Below are 16,042 nucleotides of genomic sequence, written 5' to 3'. Positions count from 1 at the left end.
GATGCCCGACGACGTTCTGCCGAACCACCAGCCCGACCCCCGCGACCCGCAATGGTACCGGGATGCGGTGATCTACCAGCTGCATGTGAAGTCCTTCTTCGATTCCAACGATGACGGCGTTGGCGATTTTCCCGGGCTGATCGCGAAGCTGGACTACATCGCGGAGCTGGGTGTCGATACGCTCTGGCTGCTGCCCTTCTATCCCAGCCCGCGGCGGGACGATGGCTACGACATCGCCGAGTACACGGGCGTGCATTCGGACTACGGCACGACCGAGGATGCGAAGCGCTTCATCGAGGAGGCGCATCGGCGCGGGCTGCGCGTCATCACCGAGCTGGTCATCAACCACACCAGCGCCGAGCATCCCTGGTTCCAGGCCGCGCGCAACGCGCCGAAGGATTCGCCGGAGCGCAACATCTATGTCTGGTCCGACACGGACCAGATCTACCGGGGCACGCGCATCATCTTCCTGGACACAGAGAAATCCAACTGGACCTGGGACCCGGTGGCGGGCCAGTACTACTGGCACCGCTTCTTCTCCCACCAGCCGGACCTGAACTTCGACAATCCGGAGGTGGTGGAGCGCGTGCTCAACGTCATGCGCTTCTGGCTGGATGCCGGGGTGGACGGGCTGCGCCTTGACGCCGTGCCCTACCTGATCGAGCGCGACGGGACCAACAACGAGAACCTGCCCGAGACGCATGATGTCCTGAAGCTCATCCGCGGCGAACTGGAGCGCGGCTATGCCGGCGCCGGCAAGATGCTGCTGGCCGAGGCCAATATGTGGCCCGAGGACACGCAGCAGTATTTCGGGGAGGGCGACGAATGCCACATGGCGTTCCACTTCCCGCTGATGCCGCGCATGTACATGGCGATCGCGCAGGAGGACCGCTTCCCGATCACGGATATCCTGCGCCAGACGCCCGACATCCCCGAGGGCTGCCAATGGGCGATCTTCCTGCGGAACCATGACGAGCTGACGCTGGAGATGGTGACCGACAAGGAGCGGGACTATCTCTGGAACACCTATGCCGCCGATCGCCGGGCACGCATCAACCTCGGCATCCGCCGGCGCCTGGCGCCGCTGCTGGAGCGGGACCGCCGCCGCATCGAGCTGATGAACGGCCTGCTGATGTCCATGCCCGGCACGCCCGTGATCTACTACGGCGACGAGCTCGGCATGGGCGACAACATCTATCTTGGCGACCGCGACGGCGTGCGCACGCCCATGCAATGGTCGCCCGACCGCAATGGCGGCTTCAGCAAGGCCGACCCGGCCGGGCTGGTTCTGCCGACGATCCAGGACCCGCTCTACGGCTTCCAGGCCGTGAATGTGGAGGCGCAGGCGCGGGACGCGCATTCGCTGCTGAACTGGACGCGGCGCATGCTGGCGACCCGCAAGCGCAGCCAGGCCTTCGGGCGCGGCACGATGCGGCTTCTCTATCCGGGCAACCGCAAGGTGCTGGCCTATCTGCGCGAGATGGGCGACGAGGCCATCCTCTGCGTCTTCAACCTTTCCCGCTCGGCCCAGGCGGTGGAGCTGGACCTCTCCGACATGGCGGGGCGCGTGCCGGTGGAGATGCTGGGCGGCACGGCGTTCCCGGCGATCGGGCAATTAACCTATTTGCTCACGCTCCCGCCCTATGGGTTCTACTGGTTCGTCCTCGCAACCGAGCAGGCGCTGCCGCCCTGGCATGTGAAGGCACCCGAACCCTTGCCCGACCTCCGCACCATCGTCTTCCCCACCACGGCGACCGCCATGGGCCCCGCCCAGCGCGCCGAGATCGAGCGCGAGGTGCTGCCGGCCTGGCTGCCCAAGCGCCGCTGGTTCGCCTCGAAGGACGAGCGCCTGGAGGGCGTCAGCCTGCGGGCCATCGCACCGATCCCCGGCGGCCAGTACACGCTGCTGGCCGAGGTGGAGGTGCAGCTTCCCGGCCGCACCGAGCGCTACTGCATGCCGCTGGCAGGCATGGGCGAGGATGAGAGCACGGGACCCCTGGCCCATCAGCTTGCCCTTTCCCGCGTGCGGCAGGGGCGCCAGGTGGGCTATCTGACCGACGCCTTCGCCTCCGACCATTTCGTGCACCGCGTGCTGCGCGCCCTGCGCGAGGGCGCGGTCGCCGAGACGGAGGACGGGCCCGTCCTCTTCATCGGCGGGGAGCGCATGGCCGCGCTGGAGCTGGGCGAAGCGCCCGCGGTGCGCCGCCTTCCGGGCGAGCAGTCCAACTCCTCCATCATCGTCGGTGAGGAAGTGGTGCTGAAGATCCTGCGCAAGCTGGTGCAGGGTATCCACCCGGAAGCGGAGATGACGCGCCACCTGACCGATGCGGGCTACACCAACATCGCCCCGCTGCGGGGCGAGGTGGTGCGCCAGGGTAGGGATGGCGTGCCCGTGACGCTGATGCTGCTGCAGGGCTTCGTCCGCAACCAGGGCGATGGCTGGGGCTGGACGCTGGACTGGCTGTCCCGCGCGGCGGACCAGACGGATGACGAGCATGGCGACGCGCTCTCCGGCTATCTCTCCTTCATCGCCGCCCTCGGGCGCCGGCTGGGCGAGCTGCATGCCGTGCTGGCGCGGCCCAGCGACGACCCCGCCTTCACCCCCGAGGTGGCCGGGGAGGCCGCCCGCACCGCCTGGGCCGAGGGCGCGATCGCGCAGCTCGACCCGGCGCTGGACCTGCTGGAGAAGGCCGAGCTGGAAGGCGAGGACAAGGCCCTGGCCGAGGCCCTGCTCTTCAACCGCAACGCGCTGAAGGCAGCCGCGCGGCGCCTGGCCCAATCCGCCGATGGCGCGCTGATGACGCGCGTGCATGGCGACTTCCATCTGGGCCAGGTGCTGGTGGCGCAGGGCGATGCCGTGATCGTGGACTTCGAGGGCGAGCCCGCGCGCACGCTGGAGGAGCGCCGCGCCAAGGGCAGCCCGCTGCGCGACGTGGCCGGGCTGCTGCGCAGCCTGGACTATGCCGCCGCCGCCGCGGCCGGCGCCCTGAGCACCGCCCCGCAGGAGCGGCGCGAGGCGCTGCTGGCGCGCTTCCGCGCGGAGGCATCGGAAGCCTTCATGGCCGCCTATCGCGAGGTGGAGGAGGCATCCCCGAACCAGTGGGCGCCGGAGGCGACGCGCGACGCGCTGCTCGACCTCTTCCTGCTGGAGAAGGCATCCTATGAGGTGCGTTACGAGGCCGCGAACCGCCCGGCCTGGCTTCCCATCCCGCTGCGCGGCCTGTCCGCGCTGGCCGACCGACTGGTGAAGGCATGAACGACGCGATCCAGGCGATCACTGAGGGCCGCCACGGCGATCCCTTCGCCGTGCTCGGGCTCCATGAAGGCATCCTCCGCACCTTCCAGCCCGGCGCGACCGGGGTGGAGGCGGTGCCGCGCGGCGGTGCGCCCGTGCCGCTGCGCCAGGTGCATGACCAGGGCATGTGGGAGGGCGAGGTGTCCTCCCCCTACGCGCTGCGCATCCACTGGCCCGGCGGCGTGCAGGAGACGGAGGATCCCTATTCCTTCGGACCGCTGCTCGGCGACATGGACATCTATCTTTTCGGCGAGGGCCGGCACCACGAGATGGGCCGGGTCTTCGGTGCCCATGCGATGGATCTGGAGGGCGTGCCCGGCGTGCGCTTCGCCGTCTGGGCCCCGAATGCGCGCCGCGTCTCCGTGGTGGGCGGGTTCAATTCCTGGGACGGGCGGCGCCACCCGATGCGGCTGCGGGGCAGCTCCGGCATCTGGGAGCTGTTCATCCCGCGCCTTGGCCCGGGCGAGCACTACAAGTACGAGATCCTTGGCCCGCATGGCGGCGTGCTGCCGCTGAAGGCCGATCCGATCGCGGCCCAGGCGGAACTGGCGCCCGGCACGGCGTCCATCGTGGCGAAGCCGGCGGCGCATCCCTGGAACGACGCCGCCTGGATGGCGCGGCGCACCGGGCTGCAATCGCCCGGGGCGCCGATCGCGATCTACGAGGTGCACCCGACCTCCTGGTGGCATGCCGAGAACGGCGCGGCGCCGGATTGGGACGGGTTGGCCGCGCGGCTGATCCCCTATGTGCAGGGCATGGGCTTCACGCATGTGGAGCTGCTGCCGATCATGGAGCACCCCTTCGGTGGCTCCTGGGGCTACCAGCCGCTCGGGCTGTTCGCGCCCACCGCGCGCTTTGGCACGCCGGAGGGTTTCTCCCGCTTCGTGGACCGCTGCCACGAGGCCGGGATCGGCGTGATCCTGGACTGGGTGCCGGCGCATTTCCCGTCCGACCCGCATGGCCTTGGCCAGTTCGACGGGACGTCGCTGTATGAGCATGCCGATCCGCGCGAGGGGTTCCACAAGGACTGGAACACGCTGATCTACAATTTCGGGCGTACCGAGGTGCGCGGCTTCCTCATCGCCTCCGCGCTGCACTGGCTCGAGCACTACCATGTGGACGGGCTGCGCGTGGATGCCGTGGCCTCCATGCTCTACCGCGACTACTCCCGCAGTGCCGGCGAGTGGATCCCGAACCAGTATGGCGGGCGCGAGAACCTGGAGGCCGTGGCTTTCATCCGCGAGCTGAACGAGGTGGTGCGCGAGCGCTGCCCCGGCGCGATCATGGTGGCGGAGGAGAGCACGGCTTGGCCCGGCGTCTCCGCGCCCGTTTCCGAAGGTGGCCTGGGCTTCCACTACAAGTGGAACATGGGCTGGATGCACGACACCCTGCACTACATGCAGGAGGATCCGGTCAACCGGCGCTGGCACCATGGCCAGATGACCTTCGGGCTGATCTACGCCTTCTCCGAGAAGTTCATGCTGCCGCTCTCCCATGACGAGGTGGTGCACGGGAAGGGATCGCTGCTGCGGAAGATGCCGGGGGATGACTGGCAGCGGCACGCCAATCTTCGTGCCTATCTCGGCTTCATGTGGACCCATCCGGGCAAGAAGCTGCTCTTCATGGGCATCGAGCTCGCCCAGCCCACGGAATGGAACCACGACGCGGCCCTGCCCTGGCACCTGCTGGACCAGCCGCGCCACCGCGGCATGCAGGCCCTGGTGCGGGACCTGAACGGCGCCTACCGCCAGCTTCCCGCCCTGCACGAGAAGGACGCCGATCCCTCCGGCTTCGCCTGGGTGGTGGGGGATGACGCGGCCAACAGCGTCTATGCCTTCCTCCGCTTCGGGGCGGATGGGCGCCCGGCCCTGGTGGTGTGCAACTTGACCCCCGTGCCGCGCGAAGGCTACCGCATCGGGGTGCCCTGGGGCGGCTGGTGGAGGGAGGTCCTCAATACCGATGCTGGCGTCTATGGCGGTTCCGGCATAGGGAATGCGGGCGGCGTGGATGCGCAGGACGAGCCATCCCATGGCTATCCGCATTCGCTGTCCCTGACGCTGCCGCCCCTGGCTACCCTCATCTTCACGCCATGAAGGATCCCCCGGACCCATGCCAGTAGCGCCCGCCCGCCTTGAGCCCGGCAGACCCTATCCGCTGGGCGCGACATGGGATGGGCTGGGGGTGAACTTCGCTGTCTTCTCCGCCCATGCGGAGAGGATCGAGCTCTGCCTGTTCAATGCGAATGGGCGGCGGGAAACCACGCGCTACGACCTGCCGGAATGCACGGACGAGGTGTGGCACGGCTACCTGCCGGATGCCCGGCCGGGAACGGTCTATGGCTACCGCGTCCATGGCCCCTATGATCCCAACAAGGGCCATCGCTTCAACCCGACCAAGCTGCTGCTCGACCCCTATGCGAAGCAGCTGGTCGGCAACATCACTTGGTCGGACGCCCTGTTCGGCTACCGCGTGGGTGGCGCGCGGGCCGACCTGACCATGGACCGGCGCGACAGCGCGGCCGCCATGCCCAAGGGGGTGGTGGTGGATGACCGGGCCTTCGAATGGGGGCGCGACCGCCCGCTGGAACGGCCCTGGTCCGATACCATCATCTACGAGGCCCATCTGAAGGGCCTGACCCGCCTGCATGATGAGGTGCCCGGCCCCATCCGCGGCAGCTTCCAGGCCCTGGGCCACCCGGCGGTGATCGAGCACCTGCAGAAGATCGGCGTCACGGCGGTGGAGCTGCTGCCCATCCATGCTTTCCTGCAGGACCGCTTCCTGGTGGAGAAGGGGCTGACCAACTACTGGGGCTATTCCACCCTTTCCTTCTTCGCGCCCGAGCCCGGCTACCTCGCCACCGGCGAACTGAACGAGGCCCGCGCGGCCATCCGGCGCCTGCACGATGCCGGCATCGAGGTGCTCCTGGACGTGGTGTACAACCACACCTGCGAGGGATCGGAGATGGGCCCCACCCTTTCCTGGCGCGGCTTCGACAACGCTTCCTACTACCGCCTGCTGCCAGATAATCCACGTCATTGCATCAATGACACGGGAACCGGCAACACGGTGAACATGTCGCATCCGCGCGTGATCCAGATGGTGATGGACAGCCTGCGCTACTGGGTCGAGACCTTCCATGTGGACGGGTTCCGCTTCGACCTGGGCAGCGTCCTCGGCCGTGAGCCCACCGGCTTCGATCCCGGCTCGGGCTTCTTCGACGCGCTGCGGCAGGACCCCGTGCTCTCGCGCAGCAAGCTCATTTCCGAACCCTGGGATATCGGCCCGGGCGGCTACCAGCTGGGCAACCACCCGCCCGGCTTCGCCGAATGGAACGACAAGTTCCGCGACGGCGTGCGCCGCTTCTGGAAGGGCGACGAGGGCATGCGCTCCGACCTCGCCGCGCGCCTCACCGGCTCGGCCGAGCTGTTCGACCGGCGCCGCCGCCAGCCCTGGGCCAGCGTGAACTACATCGCCAGCCATGACGGCTTCACGCTCGAGGACATCGTCTCCTACGACCATCGCCATAACGAGGTGAATGGCGAGGACAACCGCGACGGCCACGGCGAGAACTACAGCCACAACTGGGGTGAGGAAGGGGAGGCGGATGACCCCGCCATCCTCGAAACCCGCATGCGGCTGAAGCGCGCGATGCTGGCCACGGTCTTCTTCTCCGCCGGCACACCCATGCTGCTGGCGGGCGACGAGCTGGACCGCACCCAGCGCGGCAACAACAACGCCTATTGCCAGGACAACGAGATCTCCTGGATCGACTGGAAGCGCGGCTCCACCCCTGCGGCCGAGGCGCTGACGCGTTTCACCGGAAGGCTGGCCCGGCTGCGCCATCGCTTCGCCCCGCTCCGCCCGCCGCGCTTCCCGCATGGCCGGTCCGAGCCGGTGCCGGGCCTCTACGACACGCAATGGTTCGGCCAGGACGGCCAGCCCATCTCCTCCGAGGCCTGGCGCGACCCAATCTCCAAGACCTTCGCCATGCTGCGCGCCGACACGGCCCCGGGTGGCGCGGTGGACACGGTGCTGCTGATGGTGAACGCCGACAGCGCGGACCAGCCCTTCACCCTGCCGACCACGGTGCAGAACTGGACCCTGGTGCTGGACAGCGCCGAGCCCGAAGCGGAGGAACGGCCGCTGAAAAAAGACGAAACGGCCGTAACCGTTGGCGCCCGCTCCGTCGTTCTTCTCTGGAGCCGCCTGGGGCGAGAGGGGGAGAATTCGGGATGACGACGCTATGGGGGCCGCTGCTGCATGAGGGGGGAGCGACATTCCGCCTCTGGGCTCCTTCCTCCGAAGGCGTGACGCTGGAGGTGGAAGGGCTGGACCCCATCCCCATGAAAGCCATGGGGGAGGGCTGGTACGCGGCGGATGCGCCGGCCCGGCCGGGCGCCCGCTACCGCTTCCGCACATCGCCGGACCTGCTGGTTCCTGATCCGGCATCCCGCGCCCAGGCCGAGGATGTGCATGGCGCATCGGTGCTGGTGGATCACGGCGCCTATCGCTGGCGCGACGGTGACTGGCGCGGCCGACCCTGGCACGAGACGGTGCTCTACGAGCTGCATGTGGGCGCCTGCGGCGGCTACAACGGCGTGAAGGCGCTGCTGCCCCGGCTAAGGGATCTCGGCGTCACCGCGGTGGAGCTGATGCCGCTGGCCGCTTTCCCGGGCGGCCGCAACTGGGGCTATGACGGTGTGCAGCCCTTCGCCCCCGATCCCTCCTACGGCACGGTGGAGGAGCTGAAGGCCCTGGTGGACGAGGCCCATTCGCTCGGCCTGTCGGTTTTCGTCGATTGCGTCTTCAACCATTTCGGGCCGGACGGCGCCTATCTCCACGCCTATGCCAAGCCCTTCTTCGACGAGGGAATCCACACGCCCTGGGGCGCCGCCATCGATTTCAAGAAGCCGGCGGTGCGCGCCTATTTCGAGGAATGCGCGCTGATGTGGCTGCGCGACTACCATATCGACGGGCTGCGCCTGGATGCCGTGCACGCCATTTCCGAGCAGCCCTGGCTCGACACCCTGGCCCGCCGCCTGCGCAAGGAGGTGACGGAACGCGAGGTGCACCTGGTCCTGGAGAACGAGGGCAACACCGCCTCCAAGCTCACGCCCGGTCTTTACGACGCGCAATGGAACGACGACGGCCACAACACGCTCCACCCGCTGCTGACGGGCGAGCGCGAGGGCTATTACGAGGACTTCGCCGATGACGGGGCGAAGAAGCTCGCCCGCGTGCTGGGGGAGGGCTTCCTCTTCCAGGGCGAGGAGATGCCGCATCTCCACCGCCCGCGCGGCGAGCCTTCGAAGCACCTGCCGCCCACCGCCTTCGTGCTCTTCCTGCAGAATCACGACCAGGTCGGCAACCGCGCCATGGGCGAGCGGCTGGACGCGCTGGCCCCGGCCGAGGCCATGCGCGCGGCCAATGCCCTGCTGCTGCTCTGCCCGCAGATCCCCATGCTGTTCATGGGCGAGGAATGGGGCGCCACCGCGCCCTTCCTTTTCTTCACCGGCTTCAGGGATCCGGAGCTGGCCAAGGCCGTGCGCGAGGGCCGGCGCAAGGAGTTCGCCCACTTCAAGGCCTTCCAGGACGAGGAGGCGCGGAAGCGCATCCCCGATCCGAACGATCCGGCCACCTTCGAACGCTCCCGCCCCGATTTCAATGAGGCGGAGCGGCCGCCGCATGACGCCATCCTCGCCCATCACAGGGCGCTTCTGGCCATCCGCCATGCCGAGATCATCCCGCGGCTGAAAGGTGCCATGGCCGAAGGCGCGGAGCCCGCCGGCCCCGCCGCCGTGGTCGCGCGCTGGCGAATGGGTGATGGCTCGCGGCTCACCATCGCGGCGAATCTTGGCCCCGAACCAGCACAGGTTAAGGCGGAAGGCGCCAGGGTGTTGTTCGAGAGCGTGCCCGGCTCCGCGGCCGCGCTCTCCCACGCGAACCTTCCCGAATACACCACTGTTGTCCTGTTGGATCCGGCCTGATGAGTGACCACGAACTGCGCGAACTCGCCCAGGCCGCCGGCATCGCGGTGACATGGCGGGACGTGAATGACCGCGAGCACACGGTCAGCCCCGAGGCGATGCGGGCCATTCTCGCCGCCCTGGAACTGCCCGCAGGCAGCGAGGCGGAGATCCGCGGAAGCCGGGAGAGGCTGCGGGATGCCGAGCGTGGCCTGCCCCCGCTCTGCACCGCCATCCAGCACCAGCCCATCCTCCTCGGACTGCAAGGCGAGCCGGAGTACCGGCTGCGCCTGGAAGGCGGCGAACTGCGGGAAGGGCGCGCCTGGCAGCAGGATGGTCTCTGCACGCTGCCCGCCATGCGGGAGACCGGCTACCACCGGCTGGAGATTGCCGGGCAGGAGACGGTCCTCGCGGTCTGCCCGCAGCGCTGCCATGGCGTGGACGCCGCCGCGCGCCCCTGGGGGCTGGCGGTGCAGCTCTACTCGCCGCACCGGCGCGGCGATGGGGGCATCGGCGATTTCACCGGCCTGGCGCAGCTGGCCCGCGGCGCGGCGCGGCACGGGGCGGATGCGCTCGGCATCTCGCCCGTGCACGCGCAGTTCTCGGCGGATCCCGAGCGCTTCTCGCCCTATGCGCCATCCTCGCGCCTGTTCCTGAACGTGCTCCATGCCGATCCCGCCGCGCTGGGCGAGGACGCGCTGCGGGCGGCGCTCTCCACGACCGGGCTGGGTGAGGAGTTTGCCCGGCTTGAGGGGCTCGACCTCGTCGAATGGCCGGCCGCGGCCAGGCTGCGCCTGCGCCTGTTCCGCGCCATCTTCGACCGCTGGCCCGGCGACCCCGGCTTCGACCGCTTCCGTGCGGAGGGCGGCGAGGCGCTGGAGAGCCATGCGCGGTTCGAGGCGCTGCACGCGCATTTCTATGGCCGCGATTCCGGCCAGTGGCACTGGAAGGACTGGCCCGAGGAATACCGGCGCCCCGATGCACCGGGCGTTGCCCGCTTCGCGCAGGAGCATGAGCGGGAGGTCGCCTTCCACGCCTTCCTGCAATGGGTGGCCGATCGCGGCCTCGGCGCCGCGCAGGCGGCCTTCCGGGACGCTGGCGCCAGCATCGGGCTGATTGCCGATCTCGCCGTGGGAACGGATGGCGGCGGCAGCCATGGCTGGTCGCGCCAGGGGCAGATCCTCTCCGGCGTGGGCGTGGGCGCGCCGCCCGACATCTTCTCGCCGCTGGGCCAGTCCTGGGGCATCGCTGCCTTCTCCCCGCGCGGCCTGCGCGAGGGAGGCTATTCCGCCTTTCTCGAAATGCTGCGCGCGGCCATGCGCCATGCCGGCGGCGTGCGGATCGACCACGCCATGGGCCTCGCCCGCCTCTGGCTCGTGCCGAACGGCCAGGACGCGACCCAGGGCGCGTATCTGCACTTCCCGGTCATGGACATGCTGCGCCTCGTCGCGCTGGAATCGCAGCGGCACGGCGCGATCGTGGTGGGGGAGGATCTGGGCACCCTGCCCGAGGGCTTCCGCGAGCGGCTGGACGAAACCAACCTCATGGGCCTGCGCGTCCTCTATTTCGAGCAGGACAAGCAGCGCCGCTTCACCCCGCCTTCCCGGTGGTCGCCCGGCGCGGTGGCCGTGACCACCACCCATGACCTGCCCACCGTCGCCGGCTGGTGGAAGGGGCGGGACATCGAATGGCGCGCGAAGCTCGGCCTGCTGGGCGAGGGCAATGACGGCCGCGAGCAGCGCGAGGAGCGCGCGCGCGACCGCGCCAATCTCTGGGACGCCATGCGCGCCACCGGCGCCGCCGAGGGCGACATGCCGGGCGAAGGGGAGGGGGCGCGGGTCGCCACCGCCGCCGCGCGCCATGTGGCCAGCGCCGCCTGCGCCCTGGCCCTGCTGCCATTGGAGGATGCCCTGGCGCTGGAGGAGGCGCCGAACCTGCCCGGCACCACCGAGGGCCACCCGAACTGGCGCCGCCGCCTGCCCGGTGAAGCCGGAACGATGCTCGACGAGCCGGAAACCGCAGCCCGCCTGGACGCTTTCGCACAGGCCCGCCGCTCACCCCCCAGTTGATGGTCCCCTGATGCCCGCACCTGCGACCCCGCGCGCCACCGCCCGGCTGCAATTCCACAAGGACTTCCCGCTGGATGCCGCGGTGCCGCTGGTGCCGTATTTCGCGAAGCTGGGCATCAGCCATCTCTATGCCTCGCCCCTGCTGAAGGCGCGGCCCGGCTCCACCCACGGCTATGACATCGTGGACCCGGACCGCATCAACCCCGAGCTGGGCGGGGAGGAGGCGCTGGAACGGCTGGTCGCCGCGCTGCGCGCCCATGACATGGGGCTGATCCTGGACATCGTGCCCAACCACATGGGCGTGGGCGGCGCCGACAATGGCTGGTGGCTGGACGTGCTGGAATGGGGGGCGAAATCCCCCTTCGCCCGCTTCTTCGACATTGACTGGAACCCGCCCGATCCCGGGCTGACGGACCGCATGCTCGCGCCCTTCCTCGGCGCGCCCTATGGCACCGTGCTGGAATCCGGCGACCTCGCGCTGCATTTCGAGCCCGAGAGCGGCAAGATCTACGCGCAATACTTCGAGCACCGCTTCCCGCTCGCCCCGCGCAGCTACGCCATGTTGCTCTCGGCGACGCAGGAGCCTCAGCTGGCGGGGCTCGCCCAGGTCTTCCGCGCGCTGGACGTGGATGGTGACCGGGACGCGATCCGCGCCGCGGCGGGCCTCGCGCTCGACATGCTGGCGCAGCACGCCAAGGCGCCCGAGGGCCGCGCGCAGGTCGATTCCGTGATCGCCGCGCACGACCCCAGGACCGAGGAAGGCCGCGCCCGGCTTCACGCGCTGCTGGAGGTGCAGAACTACCGCCTGGCCTGGTGGCGCGCGGCGACCGACGAGATCAACTGGCGCCGCTTCTTCGACGTCACCTCCCTCGGCGGGCTGCAGGTGGAGCGCCCGCAGGTCTTCGAGGCGACGCATCGCCTCATCCTGAAGCTCTATGCCGATGGGCTGATCGACGGCGTGCGCGTGGACCATGTGGATGGCCTGGCCGATCCGCGCGGCTATTGCCGCAAGCTGCGCCGGCGCCTGGAGGGACTGACCGCGCGCCGCCCCGCCCATGTGCCCAAGGGCAAGCCGCTGCTGCTGATCGAGAAGATCCTGGCCCCGCATGAGAAGCTGCGGCGCGACTGGATGGTGGATGGCACCACCGGCTACAACTTCATGGACGAGGTCTCTGGCGTCCTGCACGACCCGGCGGGCGCCGAGCCCCTGGCCGCCACCTGGCATGCCATGACCGGCCGCCCCGCCGCCTTCGAGGAGGAGGCGCGCGAGGCGCGGCGCCAGATCCTGCGCTACAACCTCGCCTCGGAGCTGAACGGCACCTCCTACGCGCTGCGGCGCATTGCCATGCGCGACCTCGCCACACGCGACTTCACCCTCACGGCCATTCGCCGCGCGCTGACCGAGGTGCTGGTGCATTTCCCGGCCTATCGCTCCTATCTCGGCATCGCCGGGCGCAGCGAGGCGGATCGCCGCCTGCTGGACTGGGCCATGGCCGGCGCGCGCCGCACCATCCGCGAAACCGACCGGCCGCTGCTGGAACTGCTGGATTCCTGGCTGGGCGGCGATCCGCCGCGCGGCCTGCCCCATGGCCAGCGGCGGGAGCGCCAGCGCGCGGCCATCCGCTTCCAGCAGCTCTCCGCCCCGGTCGCCGCCAAGTCGGTGGAGGACACCTCCTTCTACCGCTATGGCCGCCTGATCTCGCGCAACGAGGTCGGGTCCGAGCCGTCGCACTTCGCCGAGACGCCGGCCGCCTTCCACGCGGATTGCCGCGAGCGCGCGAAATACTTCCCGCGCGAGATGCTGGCCACCGCCACCCATGACCACAAGCGCGGCGAGGACACGCGCGCGCGGCTGGCCGTGATCTCGGAACTGCCCGACGAATGGGCGGCGACGCTGACGCGCTGGACGCGGCTGAACAGCGTGCTGAAGAAGGAGGTGGATGGCGAGCCCGCGCCGGATGCCACCGACGAGATCATGCTCTACCAGTCCCTGATCGGCGCCTGGCCGCTGGAGCTGGAACCCTCCGATGAGGAAGGGGTGGAGGTGCTGGTGAAGCGCCTCGCCGCCTGGCAGGAGAAGGCGCTGCGCGAGGGCAAGCGCCGTTCCGAATGGGCGGTGCCGAACGAACCCTATGAGGCCGCCTGCCGCGAGTTCCTGACGGCCATGCTGGCGAATGACCGGCCCTCCCGCCTGCGGGAGGAGGTGGCGGCGCTGGTCCGGCGCCTCTCCCCGGCCGGTGCGGCCAACGGGCTGGCGCAGACGCTGATCCGCTGCACCGCGCCGGGCATCCCCGACCTCTACCAGGGCACCGAGTTCTGGGACTTCTCCCTGGTGGATCCGGATAACCGCCGCCCCGTGGACTTCGAGGCGCGCAAGGCCGCACTGGAGGCCGGGGAGGCGCCAGCCGGGCTGTTGCCGCATTGGAAGGATGGGCGGGTCAAGGCGGCGGTCATCGCCCATGCCCTGGCCCTGCGGACCCGCCAACCCGAGCTTTTCGCCGAAGGCGAGTACATCCCGCTGGAGGCGGAGGGCGAGATGGCGCAGCACGTGCTTGCCTTCGCGCGCCGCTGCCGCGACACGGCGAGCATCACCGTGGTCACGCGCCTGCCATCCCGGTTGCTGGGCGATGCGGCGGATCCGTTGCCGCCGGCCGCGGCCTGGGCCGGAACCGCGCTGGTGCTCCCGCCCGTGCTCGCGGGCCTGTCCTTCCGGGATGCGTTGGGCGGAGACGGAACCGCCAGCGGGGAGCGGCTGGAGGTCGCGGATCTCCTCAGACAGCTTCCGGTTGCATTGCTCGCCACGGATTGAACGGCCCGGCCCTCGCCTTTCGTGCCCATCTTTGCTGGATGGGGTTTAAGCCTGGGCGTGGAGCCACCGGAAAAGCCGTGTTGCCTGACGATGTCCCCACTGCCGTGCGCCCCAGCTGGGCCGAGCAGCGCCTGGCACTGGCGCTGGAGGCCTCGGGTATTGCCGGCGCCTGGGACTGGGACGCCGAGACGGATCTGATCCATGGCGATGCCAGGGCCTGCACCCTGCACGGCATCGACCCCGCGACAGGCGAGCGAGGCGCACCGGGGCCGGAGCTGCTGGTGCATGTGGTGCCGGAGGACCGGCCCGCGCTGGACCGCGCCCTTGCCTCCGCCCTGGCCGGGCGCGCGCCGCTGAACATCACCTACCGCGTCTGGCCGCCGGGCGGGGATGTGATCTGGGTGCTGCTGCGCGGCCGCGTGCTGCGCGATGCCACGGGCATGGCGCAGCGCTTGGCCGGCGTCGCGCTGGACATCTCGGAGCAGAAGGACAAGGAGGCGGCGCTGCGCGAGAGCGAGGCGCGCTTCCGGACCATTGCCGACACCATGCCCCAGGCGGTCTGGTCCACCCGCCCGGACGGCCACCATGATTACTATAACCGCCGCTGGTATGAGCTGACCGGCACGGGAGATGGCGACACGGACGGGGTGGACTGGGAAAAAGTGGTCCACGCCGATGACCGTGCCACCACCTGGGAACGCTGGCGCCAGGCCCTGGCCACAGGGAAGCTCTATGAGGTCGAGTACCGCCTGCGCATGGCTGATGGAAGCTGGCGCTGGTTCCTCGGCCGTGCCCTGCCGGTTCGGGATGCGCGCGGGCGCATCACCCGCTGGTTCGGCACCTGCACCGACATCCATGATCTCCGCCGCGTGGCGGAGGAGCGGGAAGTCCTCAGCCATGAGCTGAGCCACCGTATCAAGAACATCTTCTCCGTCATCGCCTCCCTCGTCTCGCTGACCGCGCGGGGCCATCCGGAGGCCGGCGAGTTCGCGGGGGAGCTGCGCGGCCGGATCAACGCCCTGGCGCGCGCGCATGAATTCGCACGCCCGCACAGCGATGGGAGCCGGCCCGAGCGCGGCGGCACCACGCTCTTCCATTTCCTGGCCGATCTTCTCTCCCCCTATGACCCGAGCCCGGGCGGGGAGAAGCGCATCACCATCTCCGGCGACGACCAGACCTTCGACGACGCCGCCGCGACCCCCCTGGCCCTGCTCTTCCATGAGCTGGCTACCAATGCCGCGAAATACGGGGCCCTGTCCCGGCCGGGAGGGCGGGTGGCCATCCAGGTGCTGAAGGAGGGTGAGGAACTGCTGCTCCGCTGGCGCGAGCGGGGTGGGCCCGAGGTGCAGGGGCCGCCGGAGCATGAGGGTTTCGGAACCCGGTTGGCGATGATCAGCGTCCAGGGCCAGCTGGGCGGCAAGGTGACGCGGGTCTGGCCACCGGAAGGGCTGGAGCTAGAAGCCCGCCTCCCGCCCGGCGCGCTCGAACGTCGGAGCAGGGCCCGCCAGCAGGCGTAGCTCCGGAGGGGGCATCACCTCCCGGCCCTCGCGGAGGGAGGTGGCGAAGCGAACGGCCTGCGCCAGCGTCGCCTCCGAATAGGGCTTGGCCAGGATTCCGACAGGGCCGCGCACCCCGGGCCCGACCTGGCGGGGATTGGCGGTCAGGTAGATCACGGTCACGTTCCAGTCGCGTGCCAGGCGCTCGCCCAGGCTGGGCCCGGTCGGGCCATCGCGCAGGTTCAGGTCCACCAGGGCGAGATCGACCCCTTCCAGCACCGCGGCCATCGCCTCGGCTGAATCGGCGGCGGTCGCCACCACCTCATGGCCCAACCCCTCGAGGCAGAAGGTGAGGTCGAGGGCGATCAGTGCCTCGTCCTCAACGATCAGCACGCGCTGCGACATGT

Annotated in this window: 8 protein-coding genes; 7 read left to right on the top strand and 1 reads right to left on the bottom strand. The window is 69.8% G+C overall.

Features of this window, described 5'->3' with window-relative positions:
- The first annotated feature begins 1 nt into the window (after position 1).
- The 7 genes from treS to J8J14_RS01575 all read left to right on the top strand — a co-directional run bounded on the left by treS (position 2) and on the right by J8J14_RS01575 (position 15,656).
- Positions 2–3,256 (top strand): maltose alpha-D-glucosyltransferase, encoded by a 3,255-nt coding sequence (treS, locus tag J8J14_RS01605; protein ID WP_209377648.1) that lies wholly within the window; start codon positions 2–4, stop codon positions 3,254–3,256.
- On the top strand, positions 3,253–5,388 hold the full coding sequence (gene glgB / locus J8J14_RS01600) for a 1,4-alpha-glucan branching protein GlgB (protein ID WP_209377647.1): 2,136 nt from the start codon (positions 3,253–3,255) through the stop codon (positions 5,386–5,388). Before treS ends, glgB begins: the two co-directional genes overlap by 4 nt.
- A gap of 16 nt (positions 5,389–5,404) precedes the next feature.
- Positions 5,405–7,531 (top strand): glycogen debranching protein GlgX, encoded by a 2,127-nt coding sequence (gene glgX, locus J8J14_RS01595; RefSeq protein ID WP_209377646.1) that lies wholly within the window; start codon positions 5,405–5,407, stop codon positions 7,529–7,531.
- Complete coding sequence (gene treZ / locus J8J14_RS01590) at positions 7,528–9,282, top strand: malto-oligosyltrehalose trehalohydrolase (protein WP_209377645.1); 1,755 nt, start codon at positions 7,528–7,530, stop codon at positions 9,280–9,282. Before glgX ends, treZ begins: the two co-directional genes overlap by 4 nt.
- The gene (gene malQ, locus J8J14_RS01585; protein ID WP_209377644.1) at positions 9,282–11,330 is read left to right on the top strand and encodes a 4-alpha-glucanotransferase; all 2,049 of its coding nucleotides are present in this window, start codon (positions 9,282–9,284) and stop codon (positions 11,328–11,330) included. Before treZ ends, malQ begins: the two co-directional genes overlap by 1 nt.
- Positions 11,331–11,340: 10 nt before the next feature.
- Positions 11,341–14,139, top strand: coding sequence for a malto-oligosyltrehalose synthase (gene treY / locus J8J14_RS01580; RefSeq protein ID WP_209377643.1), 2,799 nt, complete (start codon positions 11,341–11,343; stop codon positions 14,137–14,139).
- 80 nt (positions 14,140–14,219) lie between these two features.
- Positions 14,220–15,656: a sensor histidine kinase gene (locus tag J8J14_RS01575; protein ID WP_209377642.1), complete on the top strand. Its 1,437-nt coding sequence runs from the start codon at positions 14,220–14,222 to the stop codon at positions 15,654–15,656.
- On the opposite strand, the gene J8J14_RS01570 is transcribed toward J8J14_RS01575, so the two are convergent.
- Positions 15,594–16,040 carry a response regulator gene (locus tag J8J14_RS01570; protein WP_209377641.1) on the bottom strand — a complete coding sequence of 149 codons (447 nt, stop codon included), beginning with the start codon at positions 16,038–16,040 and terminating at the stop codon, positions 15,594–15,596. The genes J8J14_RS01575 and J8J14_RS01570 overlap by 63 nt on opposite strands.
- Positions 16,041–16,042 lie beyond the last annotated feature (2 nt).

Source organism: Pararoseomonas baculiformis, from assembly GCF_017813395.1.
GTDB lineage: Bacteria > Pseudomonadota > Alphaproteobacteria > Acetobacterales > Acetobacteraceae > Roseomonas > Roseomonas baculiformis.
This window is presented reverse-complemented; position numbering and strand designations above follow the sequence as displayed.